The following is a 17,084-nucleotide window of genomic DNA, read 5'->3' as shown; positions in this document are numbered from 1 at the left end:
TGCCACTGTCGACGGTCGACCGTGCTCGATTCCCTCGTACCTCGGGAACCTCCGCGCGCTCTCCCTTTCGACAGCGGCGCGCCCTTCGGCTCACTCGCCGGCGGTCGTGGGCACCCGGAACGTCCGGGCGCCCGGGAAACCCATGTCGTCCATCGCGCACCGGCGTGCCCGCCCGCCTACATTGGAAGGCACGCACCCCTCCGAGGTCCGGAGTCCGCCATGTCCGTTGTCACCGCACCCCATACGACAGCGTCGGACGCCCTGCGGCGGCAGGATCCCGAGATGGCCGAGGTCATCCTCGGAGAGGCACGTCGGCAGGCGGACAGTCTTCAACTGATCGCCGCCGAGAACTTCACGTCGCCCGCCGTCCTCGCCGCGCTCGGTTCCCCGCTCGCCAACAAGTACGCCGAGGGCTATCCCGGCGCCCGCCACCACGGCGGCTGCGAGCTGGTCGACGCGGCCGAGCGGATCGCGATCGCGCGGGCGAAGGCGCTGTTCGGGGCCGAGCACGCCAACGTACAGCCGCACTCCGGCTCCTCCGCCGTCCTGGCCACGTACGCCGCCCTGCTGCGGCCGGGAGACACCGTGCTGGCCATGGGGCTGCCGTATGGCGGGCATCTCACCCATGGCGCGCCTGTCAACTTCTCGGGGCGCTGGTTCGACTTCGTCGGGTACGGGGTCGACGCGGAGAGCGGGATCATCGACTACGCGCAGGTGCACCAGCTGGCGCGGACGCACCGGCCCAAAGCGATCGTCTGCGGTTCGATCTCCTATCCCCGGCACATCGACTACGAGACGTTCCGGGAGATCGCCGACGACGTCGGCGCGTATCTGATCGCGGACGCCGCGCATCCGATCGGGCTGGTCGCCGGGGGAGCGGCGCCCAATCCCGTCCCGTACGCCGATGTCGTGTGCGCGACGACACACAAGGTGCTGCGCGGACCGCGCGGCGGGATGATCCTGTGCGACGAGGAGTACGCGGAGCGTGTCGACCGGGCGGTGTTCCCGTTCACACAGGGCGGCGCGCAGATGCATACGATCGCGGCCAAGGGGGTCGCCTTCGGGGAGGCGGCGACCCCGGCGTTCACGGCGTACGCGCACCGGGTCGTCGCCAACGCCCGCGCGCTGGCCGAGGCGTTGGCCGCGGAGGGTCTGCTCATCACCACGGGTGGTACCGATACGCATCTGATCACCGCCGACCCGTCGCCCCTGGGGGTGGAGGGCAGGACGGCCCGCGGCCGGCTGGCCGCCGCCGGGGTGGTGCTGGACACCTGCGCGCTGCCCCACCCGGACGGACGCGGTCTCCGGCTGGGTACCGCCGCCGTGACCACACAGGGCATGGGAGAGGCGGAAATGCGCCGGATCGCGGCCCTGTTCGCCGCGGCGCTGCGTGAGGATGTCGCGAAGGCGCGGGGGATCCGCGGTGAAGTACGGAGCCTGACCGGGCGTTTTCCGCCGTATGGGACCCTTTCCTGAATGGAACATCCGGGGGCGGGAAGCCGTGCAACCATCTCGCCCGGTGCGTTGTCCTTGCTCATAAGGCGACTCGGTTTCCATCGGTGGATCCGGAGCGGGCTAGTGTGTGGGGCTGAGATGGCCAGCGATTCCTGTGGGGCAGCCCGTGCGTGATTACCTGCTGACGCTCTGTGTGACGGCTGCGGTGACCTATCTGCTGACCGGCCCGGTGCGGAAGTTCGCCATCGCGACCGGCGCGATGCCGGAGATCCGCGCCCGCGACGTGCACCGCGAACCGACGCCGAGGCTCGGCGGCATCGCCATGTTCTTCGGCCTGTGCGCCGGACTGCTCGTCGCCGACAACCTGCAGAACCTCAACGGGGTCTTCGAGCTCTCCAACGAACCGCGCGCGCTGCTCTCCGGCGCCGCCCTGATCTGGCTGATCGGTGTCCTCGACGACAAGTTCGAGATCGACGCGCTGATCAAGCTGGGTGCCCAGATGATCGCCGCCGGTGTGATGGTGATGCAGGGTCTGACGATCCTGTGGATCCCGGTGCCCGGTATCGGCATGGTCTCGCTGACCTCCTGGCAGGGCACGCTGCTCACCGTCGCGCTGGTGGTGATCACCATCAACGCGGTCAACTTCGTGGACGGGCTCGACGGGCTCGCGGCCGGCATGGTCTGTATCGCCGCCACCGCCTTCTTCCTGTACACCTACCGGCTCTGGTACGGGTACGGCATCGAGGCCGCCGCCCCCGCCACGCTCTTCGCCGTCATCCTGATGGGCATGTGCGTGGGCTTCCTGCCCCACAACATGCATCCGGCCCGCATCTTCATGGGCGACTCGGGTTCGATGCTCATCGGGCTGGTGCTCTCGGCGGGCGCGATCTCCGTGACGGGCCAGGTCGACCTGGATGTCCTGAAGGTCTTCGAGGGTTCGGGACGCGCGGCCACCCACGCGGCACTGCCGGTCTTCATCCCCCTGCTGCTGCCGCTGACGATCATCGCGATCCCGTTCGCGGACTTGGTGCTGGCGGTCGTACGCCGTGCCTGGAACGGTCAGTCACCGTTCGCCGCGGACCGTGGGCATCTCCATCACCGACTGCTGGAGATCGGTCACTCGCACAGCAGGTCCGTCCTGATCATGTACTTCTGGTCGGCGCTGATCGCGTTCGGTGTGGTTCTGTACTCGGTGCACTCGGCGTCGATGTGGATCCTGCCGGTCGTCGTCGTCCTGAGCGCGGTGGGGCTGGTGCTCCTGCTGCTGCCGCGCTTCACGCCGCGGGCCCCGCTCTGGGCGCAGGCCTTCGTACCGCCGCGCTACCGGCGCCGCAAGCGGGCCGCCGCCGAGCCGGACGGATCGCACGAGGAGATCGTTCCCGAGCCGGTCCCCGAGCCGCTGGGGGCGCAGGAGATCGCGGCGGAGCGTACGCCTGTTCCCGCCGGCGTCAACGGGGCGACCGCCCTCGGCGCCCGATCGCGTTTTTCCGACAGAAGAAAGGCCGATTCCAGGCGCTGACCCTGGGGCCATTACGCTCGTCGGTGCCCAATACCAGACACAACACACCGCTGTCGTGCGCACACGCGCGGGTTAACTCTCATGTGTGACAGTCAGCACACCACCATGGTAAAGACCTCATCAAATAGTTTGTGATACTGTTCACGAGACCCGGCGACAGAGCCGAAGGACCGTAGTGCGACGGTCCGTTGGCCCGAGAAACCCTCTCTCGGACCGGGCCTACGCTCGTCCATGACGACACCATCTGCCCCACCCATTCAGCGGAGCTGCCGCCATGCCGTCCAACGACGTCCGGAACCTCCTTCACACCGCCGTGCCCACTGCTGCCGTCGGCGTTGTCGCCGCTGTGGTCAGCGGTGTGGTCGCGGGCGGCAAGGGGGCTCTGGGAGCCGCCGTCGGCACGCTGGTGGTCATTCTCTTCATGGGGATCGGGCTGGTGGTCCTCCAGCGGACGGCCGCGTCGCTCCCGCAGTTGTTCCAGGCGATGGGGCTGATGCTCTACACGGCCCAGCTGCTGTTGCTGTTCCTCTTCGTGGCCCTGTTCAAGGACACCACCCTGTTCCACCCGAAGGCGTTCGCCATCACATTGATCGTGGCGACCGTCGCTTGGGTTTCCGCTCAGGCGCGCGCACACATGAAGGCCAAGATCCTCTACGTCGAACCCGAGTCTTCGACCGCCGGTAAGGCCGAGAAGACGGGGTCGTCGGCGTGAGGAGTAGGGCCGGGATAAGTACCCGTTCGGAACCCTGCTATCGTCCGGTGCCAACTGCGGCATTGCGGGCGCGGGCATCCGAGCTGACGCCTGTTCTCACGCGAGGCTTGAAGCCCGAGAGCTGCCGCTCCCACACCTGTAAGACCTGTCCGGTGCCGAACCGCGGCCCTGCGCCGCACCGACACAACGAGGTTGCCGTACCTATGCGCCACTCTGAAGGAGCCCGCGGTGAGTGCTGACCAGACGACGCTCGCCTTCGACTGGAGTTGCCGCATTTTGGCCGACAACGGCTGCGGCTTTCCGGCTCCGGGCCTGCACTCCTTCCTCTTCAAGCCGATCGTCGAGGTCGGCGGCTTCTACTTCAACAAGACGATGCTGCTGGCGCTGCTCGCCTCGGTGATCGTGGTCGGCTTCTTCTGGATGGCTTTCAACAAGCCGAAGCTGATCCCCGGCAAGGTCCAGATGATCGGTGAGGCCGGTTACGACTTCGTCCGCCGCGGCATCGTCTACGAGACGCTGGGCAAGCGCGAGGGCGAGAAGTACGTACCGTTCATGGTCTCGCTGTTCTTCTTCGTCTGGATCATGAACATCTGGTCGGTCGTCCCGCTCGCCCAGTTCCCGGTCGCCTCCGTCATCGCCTACCCCGCGGGTCTCGCGATCATCGTGTACCTGATGTGGATGTCCGTGACGTTCAAGCGCCATGGATTCGTCGGCGGACTGAAGAACGTCACCGGCTACGACAAGTCGCTCGGCCCGGTCCTGCCGCTCGTCGTGCTCATCGAGTTCTTCTCGAACGTCCTCGTCCGGCCGTTCACGCACATGGTCCGGCTCTTCGCCAACATGTTCGCCGGTCACCTGCTGCTCGTGATGTTCACCGTCGCCAGCTGGTACCTGCTGAACGGCTTCCTGATCCCGGCCGCCGGCGTCTCGTTCGTGATGACCATGGGCATGATCGTCTTCGAGCTGTTCGTCCAGGCCATCCAGGCCTACGTGTTCGTACTCCTGGCCTGCACCTACCTGCAGGGCGCAGTCGCCGAGAGCCACTGAGCCCGCTCCACACTCACCCCTGTCGTCCGGTGGCCAACCCCCACCGGTCCGTGAAAGAGAAGGAAGAACCGGCATGTCCGCTCTCTCGAACCTCGCCGCCGTCACCGGTGACCTCAAGGCCCTCGGCTCCATCGGTTACGGTCTCTCGGCCATCGGCCCCGGCGTCGGCGTCGGCATCATCTTCGGTAACGGCACCCAGGCGCTGGCCCGTCAGCCCGAGGCCGCCGGCCTGATCCGTACCAACCAGATCCTCGGTTTCGCCTTCTGTGAGGCGCTCGCCCTGATCGGCATCGTCATGCCGTTCGTCTACGGCAGCTGACGTTCTGGGACGAATAGCCCATTACGACGAAAGGCACTGATGTGAACGCGCTGGTATCCCTGGCGGCGGAGGAGCAGCAGAACCCGCTCATCCCGCCCGGACCGGAGCTCCTCGTCGGGCTGATCGCCTTCGCCATCGTCTTCTTCTTCCTCGCCAAGAAGCTCCTCCCGAACATCAACAAGGTTCTGGAAGAGCGCCGCGAGGCCATCGAGGGTGGCATCGAGAAGGCGGAGGAGGCCAAGACCGAGGCGCAAAGCGTCCTGGAGCAGTACAAGGCTCAGCTCGCCGAGGCCCGGCACGAGGCCGCCCGTCTCCGCCAGGAGGCGACTGAGCAGGGCACCGTCATCATCCAGGAGATGAGGGCGGAAGGTCAGCGGCAGCGTGAAGAGATCGTCGCCGCCGGTCACGCCCAGATCGAGGCCGACCGCAAGTCCGCGGCCAGCGCGCTGCGTCAGGACGTGGGCAAGCTCGCCACCGAACTGGCCGGCAAGCTGGTCGGGGAGTCCCTTGAGGACCACGCCCGGCAGAGCCGCACCATCGACCGCTTCCTCGACGAGCTTGAGGACGGCGCTTCGAAGGCCGAGGCCACGCGATGAACGGAGCGAGCCGCGAGGCGCTGGCCGCCGCGCGTGAGCGTCTTGACGCGCTGACCGACTCCACGTCGGTCGACGCGGCGAAGCTCGCCGAGGAGCTGGCCGCCGTGACCGCGCTGCTCGACCGTGAGGTCTCGCTGCGTCGGGTCCTGACCGACCCGGCGCAGGCAGGCGAGGCCAAGGCGGAGCTGGCCGGACGGCTGCTGAGCGGACAGGTGGGCGGTCCGGCCGCCGATCTGGTCGCCGGTATGGTCCGCTCCCGCTGGTCGCAGCCGCGTGACCTGGTGGACTCGGTGGAGGAGCTTTCGGCGACCGCCGAGCTCACCTCCGCTCAGCAGGCGGGTTCGCTGGACGACGTGGAGGACGAGCTGTTCCGGTTCGGCCGGATCGTCGAGTCCAGCCCCGCGCTGCGGGCCGCGCTGACCGACCGGTCGGCGACGACCACCGCCAGGACCGGCCTTCTCAACAGTCTGCTGGGCGGCCGGGCCAATCCGGCCACCGAGCGTCTGGTAGTGCGTCTCGTCACCCGGCCGCGGGGACGTAGCCTGGAAGCGGGTCTCCAGACCCTGTCCCGGCTCGCCGCGGCGCGCCGGGACCGGATGGTCGCCATCGTCACCTCGGCCGTGCCGCTCAGTGACGGGCAGAAGCAGCGTCTCGGCGCCGCTCTGGCCGGACTGTACGGCCACCCGATGCATCTGAACCTGGACGTGGACCCCGAGGTCCTCGGCGGGATCTCGGTGCGGGTGGGCGACGAGGTCATCAACGGCACCGTCGCGAACCGTCTCGAAGAGGCGGAACGGCGACTCGCGGGCTGACGGCGGGCGGCGCGGCCGTCCGTCGACGCAGGCGACACCGACGCAGGCAACAGAACAGAGCAACACCAGCGGCCCGGTTGGGCCGTGCAGAAATTGCAGAAGATTCCTGGGGGTCGCCCCCAGACCCGCAGACCCCCAAAGAAACTTCGGGCCCAACAAGGAGAGCAGGGAACCCAGATGGCGGAGCTCACGATCCGGCCGGAGGAGATCCGGGACGCGCTGGAGAACTTTGTCCAGTCGTACAAGCCGGACGCGGCCTCGCGCGAGGAGGTCGGTACGGTCAGCGTGGCCGGTGACGGCATCGCGAAGGTCGAGGGTCTGCCCTCGGCCATGGCGAACGAGCTGCTGAAGTTCGAGGACGGCACCCTTGGCCTCGCCCTCAACCTTGAGGAGCGCGAGATCGGGTCGATCATCCTCGGCGAGTTCAGCGGTATCGAGGAGGGTCAGTCGGTCACCCGTACCGGCGAGGTCCTCTCCGTCGCTGTCGGCGAGGGCTACCTGGGTCGCGTGGTCGACCCGCTCGGCAACCCGATCGACGGCCTCGGCGAGATCGAGACCGAAGGCCGCCGCGCCCTGGAGCTGCAGGCCCCGGGCGTCATGGTCCGCAAGTCGGTCCACGAGCCGATGCAGACCGGCTACAAGGCTGTCGACGCCATGGTGCCGATCGGCCGTGGCCAGCGTCAGCTGATCATCGGCGACCGGCAGACCGGCAAGACCGCTCTGGCCGTCGACACGATCATCAACCAGCGCGACAACTGGCGCTCGGGCGACACCAACAAGCAGGTCCGCTGCATCTACGTCGCCATTGGCCAGAAGGGCTCCACCATCGCGGGTGTCCGCGGTGCGCTGGAGGAGGCGGGCGCGCTTGAGTACACGACGATCGTCGCCGCCCCCGCGTCCGACCCGGCCGGCTTCAAGTACCTGGCGCCGTACACCGGCTCGGCCATCGGCCAGCACTGGATGTACCAGGGCAAGCACGTCCTGATCATCTTCGACGACCTTTCGAAGCAGGCCGACGCCTACCGCGCCGTGTCCCTGCTGCTGCGCCGTCCGCCGGGCCGTGAGGCCTACCCGGGCGACGTCTTCTACCTGCACTCGCGTCTGCTGGAGCGCTGCGCCAAGCTCTCCGACGACATGGGCGCCGGTTCGATGACGGGTCTCCCGATCGTCGAGACGAAGGCCAACGACGTGTCGGCGTTCATTCCGACCAACGTCATCTCCATCACCGACGGACAGTGCTTCCTGGAGTCCGACCTGTTCAACGCCGGCCAGCGGCCCGCGCTGAACGTCGGTATCTCGGTCTCCCGAGTCGGTGGCTCCGCCCAGCACAAGGCGATGCGGCAGGTCTCCGGCCGACTGCGGGTGGACCTCGCCCAGTACCGTGAGCTGGAGGCGTTCGCGTCCTTCGGTTCCGACCTGGACGCGGCCTCCAAGGCGTCCCTGGAGCGCGGTAAGCGCATGGTCGAGCTGCTGAAGCAGCCGCAGTACGCGCCGTTCCCGGTGGAGGAGCAGGTCGTCTCCGTCTGGGCCGGCACCAACGGCAAGATGGACGACGTACCGGTCGCCGACATCCGTCGCTTCGAGAGCGAGCTGCTGGAGTACCTGCGCCGCGAGCGCAAGGACCTGCTGACCAGCATCGCCGAGGGCGCCAAGATGTCCGACGACACGATCCAGTCGATCGCGGACGCCATCACCGCCTTCAAGCGGCAGTTCGAGACCTCGGACGGCAAGCTCCTCGGCGACGACGCGCCGGCCGTCAGCGTCTCCAAGTGACGACGGAAGGGACCTGACTCATGGGAGCCCAGCTCCGGGTCTACAAGCGTCGCATCAAATCCGTCACCGCGACCAAGAAGATCACCAAGGCGATGGAGATGATCGCCGCCTCGCGCATCGTCAAGGCGCAGCGCCAGGTGGCGGCCTCCACTCCGTACGCGACCGAGCTGACCCGCGCGGTCACCGCGGTGGCGACGGGGTCGACGACCAAGCACCCCCTGACCACCGAGGCGGAGACGCCGACCCGTGCCGCGGTCCTGCTCGTGACGAGCGACCGCGGTCTGGCCGGCGGCTACTCCTCGAACGCCATCAAGGCGGCGGAGCGGCTCACCGAGCGGCTTCGCGGTGAGGGCAAGGAGGTCGACACGTACATCGTCGGCCGCAAGGGTGTCGCCTACTACGGTTTCCGTGAGCGCAAGGTCACGGACTCGTGGAGCGGCTTCACCGACAGCCCGACGTACGCGGACGCCAAGCAGGTCGCGGCGCCGCTGATCGCGGCCGTCCAGCAGGACACGGCCGAGGGCGGCGTGGACGAGCTCCACATCGTCTTCACCGAGTTCGTGTCGATGCTGACGCAGACGCCGGTGCAGCACCGGCTGCTGCCGCTCAGCCTGACGCCGGCGTCAGCGGGGGCGGCCGAGGAGTCGACCGGAACATCAGCGGCTGCCGCCACGGGGAAGAGCGAGATCCTTCCGCTCTTCGACTTCGAGCCGTCGGCGGAGGACGTCCTCGACGCCCTGCTGCCGCGCTACGTCGAGAGCCGTATCTACAACGCGCTGCTCCAGGCCGCGGCTTCCAAGCACGCTGCCACCCGCCGCGCGATGAAGTCGGCGACCGACAACGCCGGGGACCTCATCAAGAGCCTGTCCCGGCTTGCCAACGCGGCCCGCCAGGCCGAAATCACCCAGGAAATCAGCGAGATCGTCGGTGGCGCCAGCGCCCTGGCCGACGCGACCGCGGGGAGTGAAAATTAATGACGACCACAGTTGAGGCGGCCACCCCGGGAAGCACGGCCACGGGCCGCGTCGCCCGGGTCATCGGCCCGGTCGTCGACGTGGAGTTCCCCGTCGACGCGATGCCGGACATCTACAACGCGCTGCATGTCGAGGTCGCCGACCCGGCCGAGGAGGGCAAGCTCAAGACGCTGACCCTCGAAGTCGCCCAGCACCTGGGCGACGGTCTGGTCCGCGCGGTCTCGATGCAGCCCACCGACGGTCTGGTGCGCCAGGCCCCGGTGACCGACACGGGCGACGGCATCACCGTGCCGGTCGGCGATGTGACCAAGGGCAAGGTGTTCAACACCCTCGGTCAGATCCTGAACGAGCCCGAGGCCGAGTCGCAGATCACCGAGCGCTGGCCGATCCACCGCAAGGCTCCGGCCTTCGACCAGCTTGAGTCGAAGACCGAGATGTTCGAGACCGGCCTGAAGGTCGTCGACCTGCTGACCCCGTACGTCAAGGGCGGCAAGATCGGTCTGTTCGGTGGTGCGGGCGTCGGCAAGACCGTCCTCATCCAGGAAATGATCATGCGTGTGGCCAAGCTGCACGACGGTGTTTCCGTGTTCGCCGGTGTCGGTGAGCGCACCCGTGAGGGCAACGACCTCATCGACGAGATGACCGAGTCGGGCGTGCTGGACAAGACCGCGCTGGTCTTCGGCCAGATGGACGAGCCGCCGGGCACGCGTCTGCGTGTGGCGCTCTCCGCGCTGACCATGGCGGAGTACTTCCGCGATGTGCAGAAGCAGGACGTGCTGCTCTTCATCGACAACATCTTCCGCTTCACGCAGGCCGGTTCCGAGGTCTCCACGCTGCTCGGCCGTATGCCGTCCGCGGTGGGTTACCAGCCGACGCTGGCGGACGAGATGGGTGTGCTCCAGGAGCGCATCACCTCGACCCGCGGTCACTCGATCACCTCGATGCAGGCGATCTACGTCCCCGCGGACGACCTGACCGACCCGGCGCCCGCCACGACCTTCGCGCACCTCGACGCGACGACCGTGCTGTCGCGTCCGATCTCGGAGAAGGGCATCTACCCGGCGGTGGACCCGCTGGACTCGACGTCCCGCATCCTGGACCCGCGCTACATCTCGCAGGCGCACTACGACGCGGCCAGCCGCGTCAAGGGAATCCTGCAGAAGTACAAGGACCTCCAGGACATCATCGCGATCCTCGGTATCGACGAGCTGGGCGAGGAGGACAAGCTCGTTGTCCACCGGGCCCGTCGCGTCGAGCGCTTCCTGTCGCAGAACACCCACGCCGCCAAGCAGTTCACCGGTCTGGACGGTTCCGACGTGCCGCTCGACGAGTCGATCGCCGCGTTCAACGCGATCTGTGACGGGGAGTACGACCACTTCCCCGAGCAGGCGTTCTTCATGTGCGGTGGCATCGACGACCTGAAGGCCAAGGCCAAGGAACTCGGCGTTTCCTGAGCCGTCGGGCGCACGGAGGGGGGCGGGTACCTCCCGCCCCCCTCCGACGCTCTTATCGACACCCCATAGAATTGAAGCCAACACCCGGCGATACGGCCGGGTGGTGACCCGAGGAGCCACCCTTGGCTGCTGAGCTGCATGTCGAGCTGGTCGCCGCTGACCGCAGTATCTGGTCCGGCGAGGCCACCCTGGTCGTCGCGCGCACCACGTCCGGCGACATCGGCGTCATGCCCGGTCACCAGCCGCTGCTCGGTGTGCTGGAGTCGGGCCCGGTGACCATTCGTACGAGTGCGGGCGAAACAGTCGTGGCCGCTGTGCACGGCGGTTTCGTCTCGTTCGCCGACAACAAGCTTTCGCTGCTGGCGGAGATCGCCGAGCTGGCGGACGAGATCGACACCCAGCGCGCCGAGCGTGCGCTGGAACGCGCGAAGTCGGCTGAGGACGACGCCGCCGAACGGCGCGCCGATGTCCGACTGCGTGCGGTGGCGGTGCGCTGAGCACTGCTATCACGGATTTATCCTCAGCCGCGGCTCGTTCCGGATCCCTCCGGACCGGGTCGCGGCTGAGGCGATGCGGGTGCGGTTCCTGTTCCGGTACTGAATGAGGCGAGGAGGTCGGTGTTTGATGGTCCTCGCTCTGCTCATTTGCGGACTGGTCGTCGTACTGGTTGCGGTGGGGCTCTTCGTCTTCGGTCTGCGCCGGCGGCTGATCCAGCGCTCCGGCGGAACGTTCGACTGTAGTCTCCGCTGGAACGTGCCGGCGGAACCCGATCTCTCCGGCAAGGGCTGGGTGTACGGCGTGGCCCGCTACAACGGCGACCGCATCAACTGGTTCCGGGTCTTCTCCTACGCCCCGCGCCCGCGCCGTACGCTGGAGCGTTCCGCGATCGAAGTGGTGTCGCGCCGCGCGCCCGAGGGCGAGGAGGAGCTGGCGCTGCTCTCCGACGCGGTCGTCCTGGGCTGTGCGCACCGCGGGGTCCGGCTGGAGCTGGCGATGAGTGATGACGCCCTCACCGGCTTTCTGGCCTGGCTGGAGGCGGCTCCGCCGGGTCAGCGGGTGAATGTGGCCTGAGCCCTGACCCGCTGTCAGGGTCTGGCCGGGCATGATGAAGGGGGCGGCGCTCGGGCGCCGCCCCCTTCACCTGTGCTGTCGCGGCTATCCGAGACCGTTGTTGAGCGCGGTCACCAGCTCGCCGTTGGCGGTGTCACCCGTGAAGTCCCAGAAGAAGGCGCCTCCCAGGCTCTGCTGGTTCGCCCAGGCCATCTTGGATGTGATGGTGGCCGGGGTGTCGTAGCTCCACCAGTTGCTGCCGCACTTGGCGTACGAGGTACCCGCGATGGTGCCGGTGGGCGGGCAGGTGTTCTTCAGGACCTTGTAGTCCTCGATACCGGCCTCGTACGTGCCGGGTGCGGCGCCGGTCGCGGTGCCGCCCGGGGTCGCCTGGGTCACGCCGGTCCAGCCGCGCCCGTAGAAGCCGATGCCGAGCAGCAGCTTGTTGGCCGGTACGCCCTGCGCCTTGAACTTGGCTATCGCCTCGGCGGAGTTGAAGCCCGCCTGCGGGATGCCCGGGTACGAGGTGAGCGGGGAGTGCGGAGCCGTCGGGCCCTGCGCGGCGAAGGCGCCGAAGAAGTCGTACGTCATGACGTTGAACCAGTCCATGTACTGGGCCGCGCCCGCGTAGTCGACCTTGTCGATCTTGCCGCCGGCCGAGGCGTCCGCCGTGGTGGCGGCCGTGACCAGATTGTTGGGACCGAACTTGGCGCGCATGGCCTGCATCATGTTCTTGAACGACGCGGGGCCGCTGGTGTCACAGGTCAGACCACAGGCGTTGGGGTATTCCCAGTCCAGGTCGATGCCGTCGAAGACATCGGCCCAGCGCGGGTCCTCCACCAGGTCGTAGCAGGACTGAGCGAAGGCGGCCGGGTTCTGCACGGCCTGGCCGAAGCCGCCCGACCAGGTCCAGCCGCCGAACGACCAGAGGACCTTGATGTGCGGGTACTTCGCCTTGAGCTTGCGCAGCTGGTTGAAGCTGCCGCGCAGCGGCTGGTCCCAGGTGTCGGCGACGCCGTCGACGGACTGGTCGGCGGTGTACGCCTTCTCGTAGTCGGCGTAGGAGTCACCGATGGTGCACTTGCCGCCGGTGACATTGCCGAAGGCGTAGTTGATATGGGTGATCTTGGCGGCCGAACCGGAGGTGTCCAGGTTCTTGACGTGGTAGTTCCGGCCGTAGACACCCCACTCGGTGAAGTAGCCGAGCTTGACCTTGCTGCCGGGGCCAGGACCGGGGCCCGGGTCGCCACCGGTGGTGCGCACCGCGCGGGCGCCGCTGACCGGGCCCGTCTGGTCGGCCGTGTCACGGGCCTGGACGGTGTACGAGTAGTCGGTGCCCGCGGTCAGACCGGTGTTGGTGTAGGTCGTACCGGTGACCGTGGCGACCTTCGCGCCGTCCCGCAGGACGTCGTAGTTCTTGATGCCGTTGTCGTCGGTGGCCGCGGTCCAGCTCAGCTTCACCGAGGTATTGGTGATCTCACTGGCGGTCGGGGTGCCGGGGGCCGAGGGCGGGTTGTCGCCCGGGACGCTCGGGCCGCCGTCGCACGAGCCGCCGTTGAGCTTGCAGCCGGTCGGGGTGCCCGAGCCGGTGCCGTTGAAGCCGAAGGTGACGGTCGCGCCGGGGGCGAGCGTGCCGTTCCAGGTCTTGTTCTTGGCCGTCCAGTGGTTGGCCGCTCCGGTGATGTCGGCGTCCCAGCCGGAGGTGACCGCCGTACCGGCGGGGAAGTCCCACTCGACGGTCCAGGAGCTGAGGCTCGTGGTGCCGGTGTTCTTCACCGTCCACTTGCCCTCGAAGCCGGTGCCCCAGTCGGAGGCCTTGGTGTACGTGGCGGTGGCCGAGGTGGCGGCCTCCGCGGGGGTGGCCAGCCCGACGAGGGCGGCCAGCGGCAGCAGCAGCGCGGTGAGACCCGCGACGGCTCTGGATCTGAATCGGGGTCTGTGGAGGGCGGGTTGGGAGTTCAAGCGTGCTCCTCAGGTGAGTACAGGACAAAACGGGGGTGGGTCCGTGCACTGCTCACCCTGCGACGGCTCACCGCAGTGTGTGCGGTGAGAGTAGGAAGGTCTGGACCACTCGTCAATAGGTCCAGACCAAAGGTGAGGAGCCGCCGGTCAGATTCCCAGCTCCTGAGCGAGGACGGCGGCCTGTACCCGGCTGCGCAGCTCCAACTTGCCCAGCAGCCTGCTCACATGGGTCTTCACGGTCGCCTCGGCCATCGTGAGCCGGGCCGCGATCTGCGCGTTCGACAGCCCCTCGCCCAGGCAGGAAAGCACCTCGCGCTCCCGGCGCGTGAGGACGTCCAGGATCGCCGGGTCGGCGGCGCCGGGTGGGCGTACGGGGGTCGGCACGGCGAATTCGGCGATGAGCCGGCGGGTGACGGCCGGGGCGATCAGGCCCTCGCCGCGCGCCACCGTCCGCACCGCTCCGAGCAGTTCACCCGCCTCCGCGTTCTTCAGCAGAAAGCCCGCCGCCCCGGCCCGCAGCGCCCCGAAGACATACTCGTCCAGATCGAAGGTGGTCAGCACCAGCACATCCGCCAGCCGCTCCGCGACCACCTCGCGGGTCGCCGACACCCCGTCGAGCCGTGGCATCTGCACATCCATCAGCACCAGATCCGGCCGCAGCTCCCGGGCCAGCGCGACCGCCTCCTCGCCGTCCGACGCCTCCCCGACGACCTCGATGTCCGGCGCGCTGCGCAGAATGAGCACCAGCCCCGCCCGTACCGCCGACTGGTCCTCCGCGATCAGCACCCGGATCGTCATGCGCTCTCCCGCCCTTCCACGACGGGCAGTTCGGCCCGTACCAGCCAGATCTTTCCCCCGTCGGCAGCGGTGACGGGACCCGCCTCGAACTCTCCGTCCAGCAGTTCGACCCGCTCGCGCATCCCGATCAGTCCGGCGCCCGCCCCCGGCACGCGCGGCCCCGGCCGGTCACCGAACGGGCTGCGGACCCGCACGGTCAGCGCGCGCTCGGACCCGTCCAGCTCGACGGTGGTCGTGCCGGGGACCGCGTGTTTGAGCGCGTTGGTCAGCGACTCCTGAATGATGCGGTACGCGGCCAGATCGATGGGTGTGGGCAGCGCGAAGCCCTCGCCGCGCCGGTCGTCCAGGGTGAAGCGCAGCCCGCTGGAGGCGCCGTTCGTCCGGGCCTGCGCCACCAGCGTGTCCAGCGCGCGCAGCGTCGGCGCGGCGGACACCGTGCCGCTCTCGTCGCTCTCGCGCAGCAGCCCGATCAGCCGGCGCATCTCGGCCAGCCCCTCGACGCTGTTCTCCCGGATGACGCCGAGCGCGTCCCGGGTCGTGCGCTCGTCGTCCAGCGAGAGCGCGGCCGTCGAGTGGATGGCGATCGCCGAGAGATGGTTGGCGACCATGTCATGCAGCTCACGCGCCATCCGGGTGCGCTCGGCCGCCACCGCCTGCGTCCGGTCCATCTCGGCCAGCAGCGCGGTCTGCTCGGCCCGCAGCCTGGCCGACTCGGCGGCGTCCCGGTGGTTGCGTACGAGAACACCGGTACTGGCCGGAAAGAAGCTGATCAACGCGGTGACCACACCGATGAGCAGGGCCTCGGGAACGCGCAGCCAGGTGACGAAACCGATGGTCACCGCGACCGTGATCGCCCCCGTGGTCCAGGGGATCCGGCGGGCGGCGGCCGGTGTCCCGTACAGCACGGCCGCGTACATCACATCCGTGAACATCACGATCGTCGCCAGACTGCCGGTGGTGAGCTGATCGGCGACCAGCGCGAGCGTGCCGACGGCCAAGGCGGTCCCTGGCGCGGTCCTGCGCAGCAGTTCCACCCCCGCCATGACGGCCAGCGGCAGCAGCACCCAGGCCCCGGGCAGCACGCGGCCCCCCTGGGTGTGCAGACCGGCCGACCACAGGGCGACACCGCCGAGCAGTCCGGCCAGGGCGATCAGCGCGTCCACGCGGTGCGGCCGACGGGAGGGGCACCCGGACCCATGGGCGGGGAGGAACGCGGCAGATCGGCGAGAAGCGATCATCCATCCATCAAACACGGCCCGCGCGGCACCGTCCTCCACAGGGCGGCCGAGGACCGAGTACATCGAAGGATGCAGTCACGGTTCGTCACTGGCGACGACGTGCCGTGCCCCTACGGCCGGGAGCCTGGAACCAACAGGAAGGAGAGGCGCTGTGATCGTCACACTGATCATCGCTTGCGAGATCGGCTTCTGGGTACTGCTGGCCGTCGGGCTGGCCCTGCGTTATCTGGCCAGGATGCCGCGACTGGGCGCGGCGGTCCTGCTGCTGGAACCGCTGCTGGAGGTCGTGCTGCTGGTGGTCACGACCATCGATCTCAGGAACGGCGCGGAGCCGGACTGGAAGCACGGTCTGGCCGCGATGTACATCGGCTTCACGGTCGGCTACGGCCACTACACGATCAAGCGGATCGACGGCTGGTTCGCCCATCGCTTCGCCGGCGGCCCCCCGCCGGTCGGACCACCGAAGTACGGCATGGCCCGCGCCCGGCACGAGGGCCGACTGTGGCTCCGTACGGTGGTGGCCGGCGCCGTCGCGGCCGTCCTGCTCCAGATCGCGATCTGGTACGTGGGCGACGCGGGCACCACGGATTCGCTGCTCGCGTGGCAGTTCAACGCGGCGCGCGTCGTCGGTATCCACGGGGTGATCGCCCTGACGTACGCGCTCTGGCCGAAGAAGCCCCCCGTGAACCCCGACTCCGTCCGGGTGGAACGGCCCTCGTCCGTCGGCGAGAAGAGCTGACCTCAGCGCTCGCCGCCCGGGACCCAGAGGACGTCCCCAACCTCCTTGTTCGCCACGCGGGCGAGAATGAACAGGAGGTCGGAGAGACGGTTCAGATAGGTCGCCGTCAGCGCGTTCATGGTCTCGCCGTGCACGTCGAGCGCCGCCCAGGTGGAGCGCTCGGCGCGCCGTACGACCGTGCACGCCTGGTGCAGCAGCGCCGCGCCCGGGGTGCCGCCGGGGAGGATGAAGCTGCGCAGCTTCTCCAGCCCCTCCAGGAAGTGGTCGCAGTCGGCCTCCAGCTTGTCGATGTACGACTGCTCGACCCGCAGCGGCGGGAACTTCGGCTCCTCCACCACGGGAGTGGACAGGTCCGCGCCCACGTCGAACAGATCGTTCTGGACCCGGACGAGGACTTTGACGACCTCCGGGGAGAGCTGCCCCAGGGCGACGGCCGTACCGATGACCGCGTTGGCCTCGTTGGCGTCGGCGTACGCGGCGATCCTCCGATCGGTCTTGGCGGTGCGGCTCATGTCGCCGAGCGCCGTCGTGCCCTTGTCGCCGGTGCGGGTGTAGATGCGCGTCAGATTGACCATATGGCCAGCCTATTCCCGGACACGGGTCCGGTCAGGTACCCGCTGGGCGAAGTGGGTGGGC

At 68.5% G+C, this 17,084-nt stretch carries 17 protein-coding genes; 13 read left to right on the top strand and 4 right to left on the bottom strand.

The window, feature by feature from the left end:
• Positions 1 to 219 precede the first annotated feature (219 nt).
• The 12 genes from glyA to ABTZ59_RS18280 all read left to right on the top strand — a co-directional run bounded on the left by glyA (position 220) and on the right by ABTZ59_RS18280 (position 11,732).
• Entirely contained in the window at positions 220 to 1,476 is a 1,257-nt protein-coding gene (gene glyA, locus ABTZ59_RS18335; RefSeq protein WP_351399877.1) for a serine hydroxymethyltransferase, read from the top strand.
• A gap of 145 nt (positions 1,477 to 1,621) precedes the next feature.
• On the top strand, positions 1,622 to 2,974 hold the full coding sequence (locus ABTZ59_RS18330) for an MraY family glycosyltransferase (RefSeq protein WP_351399859.1): 1,353 nt from the start codon (positions 1,622 to 1,624) through the stop codon (positions 2,972 to 2,974).
• Positions 2,975 to 3,248: 274 nt separating this feature from the next.
• Positions 3,249 to 3,686, top strand: a complete 438-nt coding sequence (locus ABTZ59_RS18325; RefSeq protein ID WP_351399838.1) for a Cg1360 family ATP-synthase-associated protein — start codon at positions 3,249 to 3,251, stop codon at positions 3,684 to 3,686.
• 228 nt (positions 3,687 to 3,914) lie between these two features.
• Positions 3,915 to 4,733, top strand: a complete 819-nt coding sequence (gene atpB / locus ABTZ59_RS18320; protein ID WP_503003074.1) for a F0F1 ATP synthase subunit A — start codon at positions 3,915 to 3,917, stop codon at positions 4,731 to 4,733.
• A gap of 73 nt (positions 4,734 to 4,806) precedes the next feature.
• Complete coding sequence (atpE, locus tag ABTZ59_RS18315) at positions 4,807 to 5,052, top strand: ATP synthase F0 subunit C (protein ID WP_129771293.1); 246 nt, start codon at positions 4,807 to 4,809, stop codon at positions 5,050 to 5,052.
• A 41-nt stretch (positions 5,053 to 5,093) separates the two neighbouring features.
• Positions 5,094 to 5,648, top strand: a complete 555-nt coding sequence (locus ABTZ59_RS18310) for a F0F1 ATP synthase subunit B (protein WP_351399824.1) — start codon at positions 5,094 to 5,096, stop codon at positions 5,646 to 5,648.
• Entirely contained in the window at positions 5,645 to 6,460 is an 816-nt protein-coding gene (locus ABTZ59_RS18305; RefSeq protein WP_351399811.1) for a F0F1 ATP synthase subunit delta, read from the top strand. The genes ABTZ59_RS18310 and ABTZ59_RS18305 overlap by 4 nt, the downstream gene beginning before the upstream one ends.
• A 177-nt stretch (positions 6,461 to 6,637) precedes the next feature.
• Positions 6,638 to 8,233 (top strand): F0F1 ATP synthase subunit alpha, encoded by a 1,596-nt coding sequence (gene atpA, locus ABTZ59_RS18300; RefSeq protein ID WP_030351995.1) that lies wholly within the window; start codon positions 6,638 to 6,640, stop codon positions 8,231 to 8,233.
• Between the two features lie 20 nt (positions 8,234 to 8,253).
• Positions 8,254 to 9,207 (top strand): F0F1 ATP synthase subunit gamma, encoded by a 954-nt coding sequence (locus tag ABTZ59_RS18295; protein WP_351399785.1) that lies wholly within the window; start codon positions 8,254 to 8,256, stop codon positions 9,205 to 9,207.
• Complete coding sequence (atpD, locus tag ABTZ59_RS18290; RefSeq protein ID WP_351399769.1) at positions 9,207 to 10,661, top strand: F0F1 ATP synthase subunit beta; 1,455 nt, start codon at positions 9,207 to 9,209, stop codon at positions 10,659 to 10,661. The genes ABTZ59_RS18295 and atpD overlap by 1 nt, the downstream gene beginning before the upstream one ends.
• A gap of 122 nt (positions 10,662 to 10,783) precedes the next feature.
• Positions 10,784 to 11,158 carry a F0F1 ATP synthase subunit epsilon gene (locus ABTZ59_RS18285; RefSeq protein ID WP_351399751.1) on the top strand — a complete coding sequence of 125 codons (375 nt, stop codon included), beginning with the start codon at positions 10,784 to 10,786 and terminating at the stop codon, positions 11,156 to 11,158.
• A gap of 127 nt (positions 11,159 to 11,285) precedes the next feature.
• Positions 11,286 to 11,732 (top strand): DUF2550 domain-containing protein, encoded by a 447-nt coding sequence (locus tag ABTZ59_RS18280; RefSeq protein WP_351400267.1) that lies wholly within the window; start codon positions 11,286 to 11,288, stop codon positions 11,730 to 11,732.
• 84 nt (positions 11,733 to 11,816) lie between these two features.
• On the opposite strand, the gene ABTZ59_RS18275 is transcribed toward ABTZ59_RS18280, so the two are convergent.
• The 3 genes from ABTZ59_RS18275 to ABTZ59_RS18265 all read right to left on the bottom strand — a co-directional run bounded on the left by ABTZ59_RS18275 (position 11,817) and on the right by ABTZ59_RS18265 (position 15,709).
• On the bottom strand, positions 11,817 to 13,673 hold the full coding sequence (locus ABTZ59_RS18275; protein ID WP_351399740.1) for a glycosyl hydrolase family 18 protein: 1,857 nt from the start codon (positions 13,671 to 13,673) through the stop codon (positions 11,817 to 11,819).
• Positions 13,674 to 13,820: 147 nt separating this feature from the next.
• A complete protein-coding gene (locus ABTZ59_RS18270) occupies positions 13,821 to 14,471 on the bottom strand; it encodes a response regulator (protein WP_351399732.1) in 651 nt (216 codons plus the stop codon).
• On the bottom strand, positions 14,468 to 15,709 hold the full coding sequence (locus ABTZ59_RS18265) for a sensor histidine kinase (protein ID WP_351399715.1): 1,242 nt from the start codon (positions 15,707 to 15,709) through the stop codon (positions 14,468 to 14,470). The genes ABTZ59_RS18270 and ABTZ59_RS18265 overlap by 4 nt, the downstream gene beginning before the upstream one ends.
• 151 nt (positions 15,710 to 15,860) lie before the next feature.
• Here ABTZ59_RS18265 and ABTZ59_RS18260 point away from each other — a divergent pair, with 151 nt between their 5' ends.
• The gene (locus ABTZ59_RS18260) at positions 15,861 to 16,448 is read left to right on the top strand and encodes a hypothetical protein (protein ID WP_351399702.1); all 588 of its coding nucleotides are present in this window, start codon (positions 15,861 to 15,863) and stop codon (positions 16,446 to 16,448) included.
• Between the two features lie 2 nt (positions 16,449 to 16,450).
• Here the strand turns inward: ABTZ59_RS18260 and ABTZ59_RS18255 are convergent, their stop codons facing one another.
• Positions 16,451 to 17,023, bottom strand: coding sequence for a cob(I)yrinic acid a,c-diamide adenosyltransferase (locus ABTZ59_RS18255; RefSeq protein WP_351399688.1), 573 nt, complete (start codon positions 17,021 to 17,023; stop codon positions 16,451 to 16,453).
• Positions 17,024 to 17,084: the final 61 nt, after the last annotated feature.

The organism is Streptomyces sp. NPDC094034, from assembly GCF_040303865.1.
GTDB lineage: Bacteria > Actinomycetota > Actinomycetes > Streptomycetales > Streptomycetaceae > Streptomyces.
This window is presented reverse-complemented; position numbering and strand designations above follow the sequence as displayed.